Consider the following 12812-nt stretch of genomic DNA (forward strand, 5'->3'; position numbering starts at 1 on the left):
AACGGCTTTCCGCGAGGTGGTTCGGGCGGGAGGCCGCTCGCAACGTCACGGGGGGAACCGGATGTCGCAGTCGCACGAGCCCTGGTACAGGCACCGCCCGCCGTCCTGGCCCGTACCGGACAATCCGTACGCCCCCGAGGGGTACGGCCCGCCACCGCCTCGTCCGCGCTGCCGCCGTTGGCCGCTGGTCGCCGCGGTCCTCGCGCTGCTCATGCTCGTCGGCACGGGCGCCTACGTTCTCGTCGAGCGCTCCGGAGCGGACCGCGACCGAACGGCGAGCGACGCCCCGACGGCCACGCCGCCGGGGACCACGGCACCGCCGAAGACGACCGCGCGCCCCACCCCGTCACCCTCCCGCGTCCCCACCAGCGCGGAGATCGCGCGGCAGCGCCGCTCCGGAGAGGCTGCCGCCTGGATCGTCGACGACCGCACCGACCTGCCCCACCGGAACATCCCGACCGAGGACCTCTGGATCATCGGCGACACCGCCGTCCAGGCCGTCTACAAACGGGTCGTCGCCCACCGGCTCAGCGACGGCGCCCAGCTGTGGAGCGTCGACCTCCCGACCCCCGTCTGCGAGACCCCGGTCAACGCGACCCCCGACGGGAAGGTCGTCATCGTCCTCAAGAACGTCGAGGCCTGGACCGGCACCCGGTGCAACCAGCTCCAGATGATCGACCTGCGCACCGGCCGGGCGGGCTGGCACAAGCAGCTGGCCGAGACGGGCTCGGGGGACGGCACGATCATGGTGGACAGCGCCGTCAGCGGTGGCACCGTCGCGATCGTCCAGAGCCTGAAGGCCGCCGCGTACAAGGTCGCCGACGGAAGGAAGCTGTACGACATCCCCATGGAGGACCCCGGGAAGTGCTACCCCGGCAGGGTGGCCGGCGGCAGCCGGCTGCTGGTGGTCGACGACTGCGCGATCACCTCGATGGAGAAGGCGTACAGCCGGCTGAGGGAGATCGACCCGGCGACGGGCAAGGTCCGCTGGCGCTACAGGTCCGCGCCGGGGTGGCAGGTCGGCCAGGTGCTCTCCGTCGACCCGGTCGTGATCACCAGCGTGCGGAAGGAGGCGATCGCGAAGGACTGGCGGGTCGTCGCCCTCGGTCCCGGCGGGAAGGTCCGCAGGACGATCGACGCCCGGGGGAAGGGGTTCACCCACTGCGGGGACTCCGTGAACACCAGCGACGACGCCCAGGCGTGCCGCGAGGCCGTCGTCGGCGGTGGCCTCGTACTGCTCGGCGGCACCGACCGCGTCGGCGCCTACGACCTCGGCACCGGGAGACTGGTCTGGGGCGTGAAGGCCGAGGAGACCTCGTACGGCTACTACCCCCTGCGCGTCGGACCGGGCAGGACCGGGACGGTCTACCAGCTGGGCACGCTCCGGTCCCCCGGCCGCGTGTTCCGGGTCGGTCCCGGCGGCGCGGACACGATCAAGGAGGTGCTGCGGCTCCCCGCCTCCACCGCGGAGGCCGAGTTCGGGATGGGGGTCGTCGGGGAGAACGCCTACGTGGGCGACCGGCTCGTGATCACGCCCGCCGGTCTGAGCGGCGACGACGCCCGGCGCGAGCCCCGCATGCTCTCCTTCGCCCCCTGATCCGCCGGGCGGGCGCGGACCAGGGGGCGAAGGAAGCCGTTGCGTCGGTTTCCGGTCAGCCCTTGAGGGCCGCGTCGATCGCCGTGTCGAACTCGGGCACGGTCATCGGCGGGTTGTCGGAGCCCGCCACGGTCACCACCTTGCCGTCCATCTTCAGCGTCGGGGTGCCCGTCACCCCGCTGTCGTCGAAGGCCTTCGACATCTTCATCGCCCAGGCGTCGAACGTGCCGTCCTCGACGTTCTTCTTGAACGCGGCGTTGCCCTTGAGGGCCGGCACCGAGTCGGCCACCTCCAGGAGGTAGGAGTCCTTGGCGAACTTGTCGTCGTTCTCCTCCGGGTGGAACTTCGCCGAGTAGAGCGCCGACTTGTACGTCAGGAAGGCCTCGGGGCTCACGTCGAGGGCCGCGCCGAGCGCCGAGAGGGCGTTCTTCGAGCCCTCGCCCGTGGCGGCGTCGTCGATGAACGTCGCACCGACGTACTTGATCTTGTACTTGCCGGCCTCGACGTCCTTCTCGACCGTGGAGCCCACGGACTGCTCGAAGGTCGCGCAGACCGGGCAGCGCGAGTCCTCGTACAGCTCCAGGGTCTTCTTCGCGGACGGCTTGCCGATGACGACGGTCGTGCCGTTCGTGCCCGAGGTGTTCTTCGGGGCGGTCACGCTGGTCGCCTTCGCCGCCGACTCCCACGCGGAGGGCTGGTTCGACTGGACCACCGCGTAGCCGATGCCGCCGGCGGCGGCCAGCACGGCCACCGCCGAGACGCCGACGACGACCTGCCGACGGGCCCGGTCCTTCTTCGCCTGGCGCTCGCGCTCGACGCGCAGACGCTCGCGGGCGGCAGCCTTGTTGGCCTGCTTGTTGCGTGCACTCATGATCGTGATCTCCGTGAAGGTGAGGAAAAGAGGGGGTACGGCGTGCCTGGGTGCGCTTCGCTCAGACGAGAGCGACGCGCGGGCACGGCGGTCCCCGCCGTCCCACGGAGTGGGTGAGGAGCCGGGTACGGGAGAGCCGGGGCCGTCCCGCGGGCCGTCCGGCGCGCCGCGGCGCCGGACCACCGGTGCGGAAGAGGGCCGCCACCAGCAGCAGCGGCCGGAACGCGACGGCCGCCACCGCGCCGAGCAGCCGGGCGAGCGCCCGCTCCCCGCCACGCAGCCAGGCCGCCGCGAAGAGCCCGACGCCCATATGGGCCAGGAGCAGCAGCCAGGGCAGCGCCGGATCGGGGGAGTCGAGGAGCGCGGCGGCCGTGCCGCTCTCGGGGGCCGCCACGCCGGGCAGCGGGGCACCGACGGCGCCGCCGCAGAACACCTCCACGCCCACCGCGCGCAGCGATCCGGCGACCGGGCCGCCGGCGGCGCCGTAACAGACCGCCTGGCCGCTGGTGAAGAGCGTGTCGGCCGCCAGTTCCAGCGGGACGAGGAGCCCGGCGATCGGGCCGAGGCCCCGCTCGCGGCCGGCCAGGGCGTACGCCACGGCGAAGACGCCGACGGCGACCGGGACGACCGTCCCGAGCGGCAGCGGCACGCGTGAGAGCAGCACGTGGGACGCCACGGACAGCGTCACGACCAGTGCCGTGAAGAACGCCGCCCGCAGCGCCCTCAGCTGCGTCCCTGCCATGTCCATCGTCGTGGAGTGTGCCATGCCGGTCCGTAAAACGCCCCTAAAGGCAGTCTGTGAACGGCCCCGGCGGCCCCGGAAACCCCTACAGCCACCCGGGGAAACCCCTACGGCCCCGCGAAGCCTCTACAGCCCCGGGATCCGGCCGTTGCGGAAGAGGTCCACGAAGATCTGGTGGTCGGCACGGGCGCGCGCCCCGTACGCGTGCGCGAAGTCCACCAGGAGCTCCGCGAAGCCCTCCTCGTCGGCGGCGATCGCCGCGTCGATGGCCCGCTCCGTCGAGAACGGCACCAGCGAGTGCCCGCTGGAGTCGTCCGCCGCCGCGTGCATGGTCGCCGTCGCCCGGCCCAGGTCGGCGACCGTGAGCGCGATGTCCTGGGGGTCGTCGATGTCCGACCAGTCGAGGTCCACCGCGTACGGCGAGACCTCCGCGACGAGCTGCCCGGCTCCGTCGAGCTCCGTCCAGCCGAGCCAGGGGTCGGCGTGCGCCTGGAGCGCCCGCTGCGAGATCACGGTGCGGTGGCCCTCGTGCTGGAAGTACTCCCGTACCGCCGCGTCCGTCACATGGCGGGAGACCGCCGGGGTCTGCGCCTGCTTGAGGTAGATCACGACGTCGTTCTCCAGGGCGTCGCTGTTGCCCTCCAGGAGGATGTTGTACGAGGGGAGGCCCGCCGAGCCGATGCCGATCCCGCGCCGCCCGACCACGTCCTTGACCCGGTACGAGTCGGGGCGGGACAGGCTGGACTCCGGCAGGGTCTCCAGGTAGCCGTCGAAGGCCGCCAGGACCTTGTACCGGGCGGCCGCGTCCAGCTCGATCGCGCCGCCGCCAGCGGCGAAGCGACGCTCGAAGTCCCGGATCTCCGTCATCGACTCGAGGAGTCCGAAGCGGGTCATGGAACGGGCGTCGCGCAGCGCGTCGAGCAGCGCGCCCTCGGCCGTGTCCAGCGTGAACGGGGGCAGCTCGTCGTTCTTCGCGCCGGTCGCGAGGGCGTGGATCCGCTCCCGGTAGGACGCGGCGTAGATCCGGACCAGATGGCTGATCTGCTCGTCGCTCAGCGCCTTCGCGTAGCCGATGAGGGCGAGCGAGCCCGCGAGCCGCTTGAGGTCCCAGGTGAAGGGGCCGACGTACGCCTCGTCGAAGTCGTTGACGTTGAAGATCAGCCGTCCGTTGGCGTCCATGTACGTGCCGAAGTTCTCGGCGTGCAGATCGCCGTGGATCCAGACCCGGCCGGTGCGCTCGTCCAGGTAGGGGCCGGTGTGCGCCTCGCGCTCCAGGTCCGCGTAGAACAGGCAGGCCGTGCCCCGGTAGAAGGCGAAGGCCGAGCCGGCCATCTTCCGGAACTTGACGCGGAAGGCCGCGGGGTCGGCGGCGAGGAGCTCACCGAAGGCGGTGTCGAAGACGGCGAGGATGTGCTCACCGCGCTCCGTGGCGGTGTGCTGGGGGACCGACATCGAGGTGCCTCCTGGTACGAAGCCATGCGTAGACAAATGGGACAGGTGTTCCTGTCTCCCAACGCGCGACGGTACCCGCGAGTGCCCGGCCGCTGTCGGTCCGGCGACGTAGACTTCGACGCTGTCCCCCCAGAAGTTCATCCCGCCGGAGGCCTCCCCCGTGACCAAGCCGCCCTTCACGCACCTCCACGTCCACACCCAGTACTCGCTGCTGGACGGTGCCGCGCGGCTGAAGGACATGTTCAACGCGTGCAACGAGATGGGCATGACCCATATCGCGATGTCCGACCACGGCAACCTGCACGGGGCGTACGACTTCTTCCACTCGGCGAAGAAGGCCGGGGTGACGCCGATCATCGGCATCGAGGCGTACGTCGCCCCCGAGTCCCGGCGGAACAAGCGGAAGATCCAGTGGGGACAGCCGCACCAGAAGCGGGACGACGTCTCCGGTTCGGGTGGTTACACCCACAAGACGATCTGGGCGGCGAACGCGACAGGACTGCACAACCTCTTCAAGCTCTCCTCCGACGCGTACGCCGAGGGCTGGCTGCAGAAGTGGCCCCGGATGGACAAGGAGACCATCTCCCAGTGGTCCGAGGGGCTGATCGCCTCCACCGGCTGCCCCTCCGGAGAGCTCCAGACCCGGCTCCGCCTCGGCCAGTTCGACGAGGCGCTGAAGTCCGCCTCCGAGTACCAGGACATCTTCGGCAAGGACCGGTACTTCCTGGAGCTCATGGACCACGGCATCGAGATCGAGCGCCGGGTCCGCGACGGACTCCTGGAGATCGGCAAGAAGCTCGGCATCCCGCCGCTCGTCACCAACGACTCGCACTACACCTACGCGCACGAGTCGACCGCGCACGACGCCCTGCTCTGCATCCAGACCGGCAAGAACCTCTCCGACCCGGACCGCTTCCGCTTCGACGGCACCGGCTACTACCTCAAGTCCACGGACGAGATGTACGCCATCGACTCCTCGGACGCCTGGCAGGAGGGCTGCCGCAACACCCTCCTGGTCGCGGAGCAGATCAACACCGACGGCATGTTCGTCGAGAAGAACCTCATGCCGAAGTTCGAGATCCCGGAGGGCTTCACCGAGGTCAGCTGGTTCCGCGAGGAGACCATGCGCGGGATGCACCGCCGCTTCCCGGGCGGCATCCCCGACGACCGCATGAAGCAGGTCGAGTACGAGATGGACACGATCATCTCGATGGGCTTCCCCGGCTACTTCCTCGTCGTCGCCGACTTCATCATGTGGGCGAAGAAGCAGGGCATCGCCGTGGGCCCCGGCCGAGGCTCCGCGGCCGGTTCGATCGTCGCGTACGCCATGGGCATCACCGACCTCGACCCCATCCCGCACGGACTGATCTTCGAGCGCTTCCTCAACCCCGAGCGCATCTCCATGCCCGACGTCGACATCGACTTCGACGAGCGTCGGCGCGTCGAGGTGATCCGGTACGTGACGGAGAAGTACGGCTCCGACAAGGTCGCCATGATCGGCACCTACGGCAAGATCAAGGCGAAGAACGCCATCAAGGACTCCGCGCGCGTCCTCGGCTACCCCTACGCCATGGGCGACCGGCTCACCAAGGCCATGCCCGCCGACGTCCTCGGCAAGGGCATCGACCTCAACGGCATCACCGACCCCTCGCACCCGCGCTACAGCGAGGCCGGCGAGATCCGTGCGATGTACGAGAACGAGCCGGACGTCAAGAAGGTCATCGACACCGCCCGGGGCGTCGAGGGCCTGGTCCGGCAGATGGGCGTGCACGCGGCCGGCGTGATCATGTCCAGCGAGCCCATCGTCGACCACGCCCCGATCTGGGTGCGGCACACGGACGGCGTGACCATCACACAGTGGGACTACCCCCAGTGCGAGTCGCTCGGCCTGATCAAGATGGACTTCCTGGGCCTCAGGAACCTCACGATCATGGACGACGCCGTCAAGATGGTGAAGGCCAACAAGGGCGTCGACCTCGACCTGCTCGCCCTGCCGCTGGACGACCCGAAGACCTTCGAACTGCTCCAGCGCGGTGACACCCTCGGCGTCTTCCAGTTCGACGGCGGCCCCATGCGCTCGCTGCTGCGGCTGATGAAGCCCGACAACTTCGAAGACATCTCCGCCGTGTCCGCCCTGTACCGGCCGGGCCCGATGGGCATGAACTCGCACACGAACTACGCCCTGCGCAAGAACAAGCAGCAGGAGATCACCCCGATCCACCCCGAGCTGGAGAAGCCGCTCGAAGAGGTGCTCGCGGTCACCTACGGCCTGATCGTCTACCAGGAGCAGGTGCAGAAGGCCGCCCAGATCATCGCCGGCTACTCGCTCGGCGAGGCCGACATCCTCCGCCGCGTGATGGGCAAGAAGAAGCCCGACGAGCTGGCGAAGAACTTCACGATCTTCCAGGCGGGCGCCCGCAAGAACGGCTTCAGCGACGAGGCGATCCAGGCCCTCTGGGACGTGCTGGTCCCCTTCGCCGGCTACGCCTTCAACAAGGCGCACTCCGCCGCGTACGGCCTGGTCTCCTACTGGACCGCCTACCTCAAGGCGAACTACCCCGCCGAGTACATGGCCGGTCTGCTCACCTCGGTCAAGGACGACAAGGACAAGTCCGCCGTCTACCTCAACGAGTGCCGCCGCATGGGCATCAAGGTGCTCCCGCCGAACGTGAACGAGTCCGAGTCGAACTTCGCCGCCCAGGGCGACGACGTGATCCTCTTCGGTCTCTCCGCCGTGCGGAACGTCGGCACCAACGTCGTCGAGTCGATCATCAGGTCGCGCAAGGCCAAGGGGAAGTACTCCTCCTTCCCCGACTTCCTCGACAAGGTCGAGGCCGTCGTCTGCAACAAGCGGACCATCGAGTCGCTGATCAAGGCCGGCGCCTTCGACGAGATGGGCCACACCCGCAAGGGCATGGTCGCCCACCACGAACCGATGATCGACAACGTGGTCGCGGTCAAGCGCAAGGAGGCCGAGGGACAGTTCGACCTCTTCGGCGGCATGGGCGAGGAGACCAGCGACGAACCCGGCTTCGGTCTGGACGTCGAGTTCTCCGACGTCGAGTGGGAGAAGTCCTACCTGCTCGCCCAGGAGCGCGAGATGCTCGGCCTGTACGTCTCCGACCACCCGCTCTTCGGTATCGAGCACATCCTGTCCGACAAGACGGACGCAGCGATCTCCCAGCTCACCGGCGGCGAGCACTCCGACGGCGCGGTCGTCACCATCGGCGGCATCATCTCCGGCCTCCAGCGGAAGATGACCAAGCAGGGCAACGCCTGGGCCATCGCCACCGTCGAGGACCTGGCCGGCTCCATCGAGTGCATGTTCTTCCCGGCCACGTACCAGCTGGTCTCCACCCAGCTGGTCGAGGACACGGTCGTGTTCGTCAAGGGACGCCTCGACAAGCGCGAGGACGTGCCCCGGCTCGTCGCCATGGAGCTGATGGTCCCCGACGTGTCGAACGCCGGGACCAACGCGCCGGTGATCCTCACCATCCCCACCGTCAAGGTGACCCCGCCGATGGTCACCCGCCTCGGCGAGATCCTGGGCCACCACAAGGGCAACACCGAGGTACGGATCAAGCTCCAGGGCCCCCGCACCACGACCGTGCTCCGGCTCGACCGGCACCGGGTGCAGGCCGATCCGGCCCTCTTCGGCGACCTGAAGGTGCTGCTCGGCCCGTCCTGCCTGGCCGGCTGATCCTTCGTCCCGCCCGGCCGGCAGGCCGGGCGGACCTCCCGAACACGCGCAAGGGGCGCGCCCGTCGTCACGGGCGCGCCCCTTTGCCGTACGCGGAGGCCGTCAGTTGTGGCCGAAGCGCTTCTGGCGGCCCTTGCGGGCGACGTCGCTCGGCAGCACCTGAGACGCGCGCTGCGACGCCTCGGACTCCATCGCCGACTGCTGCGCCTGCTGGGCGCCGCGCTCGGCCGGGGACTGCTGCTTCTGACCGCGGTTCTGGTTGCGGTTCTTGGCCATGGGGATGCCTCCTCAAAGGGACCTAGGGGCCAGGGCCGCTGTCAGACTCACATACGGCATGAACCGCCGCATGTTGGATCATTACGGAGCGTTAGGCCCCCGGGAACGTGACATCCGCCACGCCGATGATCCAGTTCCGACCGTCGAGCCCCCGCCCTTCGGGCAGACTCGAAGGAAATCCGAAGCAACTTCCGATCCCGAGGTTCCCGAAAGAGGGTGGAACACGTGGACCGCTGCGTCGTCCTGGTGGATGCCGGCTACCTGCTGGGAGCTGCCGCCAGTCTTCTCGCCGGGGAACCGGCCCGCTCCAGGATCACCGTCGATCACGCCGGGCTCATCCAGCAGCTGCGCCAGCGCGCCGAGGCCGAGACCGCGCTGCCCCTCCTGCGGATCTACTGGTTCGACGGCGCGCCCGACCGGGTGCCCCAGCCGGAGCACCGCAGACTGCGGGTGATGCCCCGCGTCACGGTCCGGCTGGGCGCCTTGACGCGGAGCGACGGACGCTGGGCCCAGAAGGGCGTCGACGCGGCGATGCACACCGAGCTGACCGAGCTCGCCAGGAACCGGGCCTGCTCGGACATCGTGCTCGTCACCGGTGACGGAGACCTGCTGCCCGGACTGATGTCGGCCAAGGAACACGGCGTCGCCGTCCACCTCTGGGCCGTCCAGGCCGCCGACGGCGACTACAACCAGTCCGAGGACCTCGTCGCCGAGGCCGACGAACGGCGGGTCCTCGACCGGGCCTGGATCACCCGGGCCGTCCGCGCCAAGGACCTCACCGGGATCTGCTCGCCACCGCCCGCCCCGCGCCCCGAGATCGCCGCCATCCTCTCCGCGCCGCTGCCCGAGGCGGCCCTCGCCGCCTCCGCCGAACGGGCCGCGGAGGCGGCGGCGTCCGCGGCCGGGGAGATCCCCACCGCCGACGGCAACGGCCACGGCGGCAACGGGCACGTCCACGGCGCCGACGGTCACGTCCACCACGGCAACGGTCACGCGGGCGCCAACGGTCACCTCCGCGAGGACGACCACGACCGCGGCCACACGACCGGTGTCCCCGCCCCGGCCCCCGGCAAGGGCGTCCCCACCCCCAAGGACCTGGCGGGACTGCGCGCCCCCGGCGCCACCCCCGCCTCCCCGGGCGCGCCCGCGCCCCAGGGCACCAGCGCGCTCCGCTGGTCCTCCGACCGGGGCTGGGTCGAGCGCCCCGCCGCCCCCCTCGGCGAACCGGCCGAGACCGCCTCCCTGCCCACCCTCGCCGCCCTCACCAGCGCGGAGCAGCGCTGGGCGGACCGCGAGGAGGACATCACCACCGTCGGCGGAGACCCGTTCGAGGTCGGCCAGGTGTTCGCCCGGCGATGGATGGAACGGCTCCCCGAGCAGAGCCACGTCCAGAAGCTGTCCACCCTCTACCCCCGCATCCCGCACCGCATCGACGGCGAACTCCTCCGCTACGCCGCCCGATTCGGGCTGCTCGCCCACAAGGACGACCAGATCGACGAGCACGACCGTTATGCGATCCGGGCGGGATTCTGGCGCGAGATCGACGTCCGGGCCGCCGCCGAACACGCCCCCGCGCCCGGAGCGGGCCCGGCGACCCCGTAGGCTCTCCCCCCGTGAGTACGGTGTGCGTGGTGCGGGATCTGGTCAAGACGTACCCCGCCACGCGCGGCAGGCGCGGGACGCCCGCGACACCCGAGGTGCGAGCCACCGACGGGATCAGCCTCGACGTGCGCGGCGGCGAGATCTTCGGGCTGCTCGGCCCCAACGGCGCGGGCAAGTCGACCCTCGTCCGCCAGCTCACCGGGCTCATGCGCCCCGACTCAGGCAGCGTCCAACTCCTCGGCCACGACCTCGTGCGCCACCCCGAGCGGGCGTCCCGGCTCCTCGCGTACCTCGGCCAGGAGTCCACCGCCCTCGACGAGCTGACCGTCGCCCTCGCCGCCGAGACCACCGGGCGGCTGCGCGGCCTCACCGCCCGCGACGCGCGCGCCGAGCGCGACGCCGTCCTGGACGAGCTCGGCCTCGGTACGCTCGCCTCCCGGCCGCTCAGGAAGCTCTCCGGCGGCCAGCGTCGGCTCGCCTGCTTCGCCGCCGCGCTCGTCGGCGAGCGCCCCGTCCTCGTCCTCGACGAGCCCACCACGGGCATGGACCCCGTCGCCCGCCGCGCCGTCTGGGCGGCCGTCGACCGGCGGCGTGCCGAACACGGCGCCACCGTGCTGCTCGTCACCCACAACGTGATCGAGGCCGAGACCGTCCTCGACCGGGTCGCCGTCCTCGAACACGGCCGGGTCATCGCCTGTGACACGCCCGCCGGACTCAAGGAACGCGTCGCGGGCGAGGTCCGCGTCGAGCTGGTCTGGCGCGACTCCGCCCCGCTCCACCTGCCCGAGGTCGCCGAGCTGCGCGGGCTCGCCCAGGAGACGGGCCGGCGCTGGATCCTCCGCCTCGCCCCCGACGCGGCCCGCGCGGCCGTCGCCACCGTCACCGGCGGAGCCGCGTTCGCCGCGCTCGACGACTTCACCCTGGCCACGCCCAGCCTGGAGGACGTGTATCTGGCGCTGGGCGGCGCGACCGAGGGACTGGTGAAGGCATGACCCTCCCCGTACCGCCCGTGCCCGTACCGCCCGTACCGCATATCACCCCCAGGAGCTGTACGCAGTGAGCACCGTGCCCACCGAGGTCCTGCGGACCGGCGCGCCGTCCGTCCGGCCACGAGCCGACGACGGCGAGGCCGCCGCACCCCTCGCCCCGCGCGCCCGGCTGCTGCCGGCCCTGGCCGCCGTCTACCGCGCGCAGCTCTCCCGCGCCCGGGTCGCCCGCATCCCGCTGCTCTTCGTGGCCACCTTCCAGTCCATCGGGATCATGGTCCTGATGCGCGGGGTCGTCGACGGGGGCTCCGAGGCGCGCGCCGTCGTGGCCGGCTCCACCGTCCTCGTCGTCGCCTTCGTCGCGCTCAACCTGCTCGCCCAGTACTTCGGGCAGCTGCGGGCCACCGGCGGCCTCGACCACTACGCCACCCTGCCCGTGCCGCCCGCCGCCGTCGTGCTCGGCGCCGCGGGCGCGTACGCCTCCTTCACCGTGCCCGGCACCGCCGTCACCGCCGTCGCCGGCTCCGTGCTCTTCGGACTGCCGCTCGACCACCTCTGGATCCTCGCCGCCGTCGTCCCGCTCGCCGGAGCCGCGCTCGCCGGCCTCGGCGCGGCCCTCGGGCTCCTCGCGCCCCGGCAGGAACTGGCCACCCTCCTCGGCCAGCTCGGCATGTCCGCGGCGCTGCTCCTCGGCGTGCTCCCGGCGGAGCGGCTGCCGGAGCCCATCGGCTGGGCCCGGGACCTGCTCCCGTCGACGTACGGCGTGGAGGCCCTGGCCCGCACCTTCGACCGCCGTCCCGACTGGGCGGCCGTCGCCCTCGACCTCGCCGTGTGCGGGGTGGTCGGCGTGGTCTCCCTGGCCGTCGCCACCTGGGCGTACCGGCGGGCCGCCGTCCGCTGAGGCGGGCCACGGACACACCTGGCACGATGGCGGGGTGACCGCACCCCTGACTCCGCCTCACCAGCCATCGCCGCACGACCCCGACTGGCCCCCGCCGCCCCCGCCGATGCTCGGCCCGGCCGGGGATCCGATCACGGGGGCCGAGGTCCTGCAGGGTGTCCTGGTGACGCTCGTCTCGGCGATCGCCGGGGCGGTGCTCGGAGTGCTGTGGCTGAACCTGGCCCCGCGGGTCCTGCTCATCTCGGACGGCAAGGGCGTCTACCTCCGCAACTCGGAGGGGGAGGCGGCGATCGGCTCGGACGGAACGTTTGTCCTCCTGGCGCTGGCCTTCGGCGCGGTCGCCGCGCTCGTCGTCTTCCTCGCACGCCGCAAGGGCGGTGTCCCGCTCGTGCTCGGCCTCGCGCTCGGCGGCGTCCTGGGCTCGCTGCTCGCCTGGGGCCTCGGGTCGTACTTCGGCCCGACGAGCGACGTCGTCGCCCACGCGAAGGCGGTCGGCCCCAACGTCGCCTTCGAGGCACCGCTCGAACTGAACCTGGCGGCCGCCGCGATGCTGGCCTGGCCGCTCGCCGCGATGATCGTGCACCTGGCACTCACGGCCCTCTTCGGCCCGCGCGACCCGGAGCCCGAGCCGTGGGACCAGCCGAAGGCGTACAGCCAGGGGCCCGGCACGAGCTGACGGCCCCTC

Annotated in this window: 10 protein-coding genes; 6 read left to right on the top strand and 4 right to left on the bottom strand. The window is 71.3% G+C overall.

Annotated features, from left to right (window positions below):
- Positions 1-61: 61 nt before the first annotated feature.
- Entirely contained in the window at positions 62-1597 is a 1536-nt protein-coding gene (locus N5875_RS28565; RefSeq protein WP_338497026.1) for a PQQ-binding-like beta-propeller repeat protein, read from the top strand.
- A gap of 55 nt (positions 1598-1652) precedes the next feature.
- Here N5875_RS28565 and N5875_RS28570 read toward each other — a convergent pair whose 3' ends face one another.
- The 3 genes from N5875_RS28570 to N5875_RS28580 all read right to left on the bottom strand — a co-directional run bounded on the left by N5875_RS28570 (position 1653) and on the right by N5875_RS28580 (position 4662).
- Entirely contained in the window at positions 1653-2468 is an 816-nt protein-coding gene (locus tag N5875_RS28570; protein ID WP_318207305.1) for a DsbA family protein, read from the bottom strand.
- Positions 2469-2529: 61 nt separating this feature from the next.
- Positions 2530-3216 carry a hypothetical protein gene (locus N5875_RS28575; protein ID WP_318207400.1) on the bottom strand — a complete coding sequence of 229 codons (687 nt, stop codon included), beginning with the start codon at positions 3214-3216 and terminating at the stop codon, positions 2530-2532.
- Positions 3217-3336: 120 nt separating this feature from the next.
- Positions 3337-4662, bottom strand: a complete 1326-nt coding sequence (locus N5875_RS28580) for a DUF2252 domain-containing protein (RefSeq protein WP_318207304.1) — start codon at positions 4660-4662, stop codon at positions 3337-3339.
- A 160-nt stretch (positions 4663-4822) separates the two neighbouring features.
- Between N5875_RS28580 and dnaE the strand changes: the two genes are divergently transcribed.
- On the top strand, positions 4823-8362 hold the full coding sequence (gene dnaE / locus N5875_RS28585; protein WP_318207303.1) for a DNA polymerase III subunit alpha: 3540 nt from the start codon (positions 4823-4825) through the stop codon (positions 8360-8362).
- A gap of 102 nt (positions 8363-8464) precedes the next feature.
- Here the strand turns inward: dnaE and N5875_RS28590 are convergent, their stop codons facing one another.
- Positions 8465-8638: a hypothetical protein gene (locus N5875_RS28590; protein WP_173861668.1), complete on the bottom strand. Its 174-nt coding sequence runs from the start codon at positions 8636-8638 to the stop codon at positions 8465-8467.
- Between the two features lie 216 nt (positions 8639-8854).
- Here N5875_RS28590 and N5875_RS28595 point away from each other — a divergent pair, with 216 nt between their 5' ends.
- The 4 genes from N5875_RS28595 (at position 8855) to N5875_RS28610 (ending at position 12803) form a co-directional block, all read left to right on the top strand.
- Positions 8855-10240 carry an NYN domain-containing protein gene (locus N5875_RS28595; protein ID WP_318207302.1) on the top strand — a complete coding sequence of 462 codons (1386 nt, stop codon included), beginning with the start codon at positions 8855-8857 and terminating at the stop codon, positions 10238-10240.
- A gap of 20 nt (positions 10241-10260) precedes the next feature.
- The gene (locus tag N5875_RS28600; protein WP_338499285.1) at positions 10261-11232 is read left to right on the top strand and encodes an ABC transporter ATP-binding protein; all 972 of its coding nucleotides are present in this window, start codon (positions 10261-10263) and stop codon (positions 11230-11232) included.
- A gap of 88 nt (positions 11233-11320) precedes the next feature.
- Positions 11321-12127 carry an ABC transporter permease gene (locus N5875_RS28605; RefSeq protein ID WP_338499287.1) on the top strand — a complete coding sequence of 269 codons (807 nt, stop codon included), beginning with the start codon at positions 11321-11323 and terminating at the stop codon, positions 12125-12127.
- Positions 12128-12161: 34 nt separating this feature from the next.
- The gene (locus tag N5875_RS28610; protein ID WP_318207301.1) at positions 12162-12803 is read left to right on the top strand and encodes a DUF2567 domain-containing protein; all 642 of its coding nucleotides are present in this window, start codon (positions 12162-12164) and stop codon (positions 12801-12803) included.
- Positions 12804-12812: the final 9 nt, after the last annotated feature.

Source organism: Streptomyces sp. SJL17-4 (genome assembly GCF_036826855.1).
Classification (GTDB): domain Bacteria; phylum Actinomycetota; class Actinomycetes; order Streptomycetales; family Streptomycetaceae; genus Streptomyces.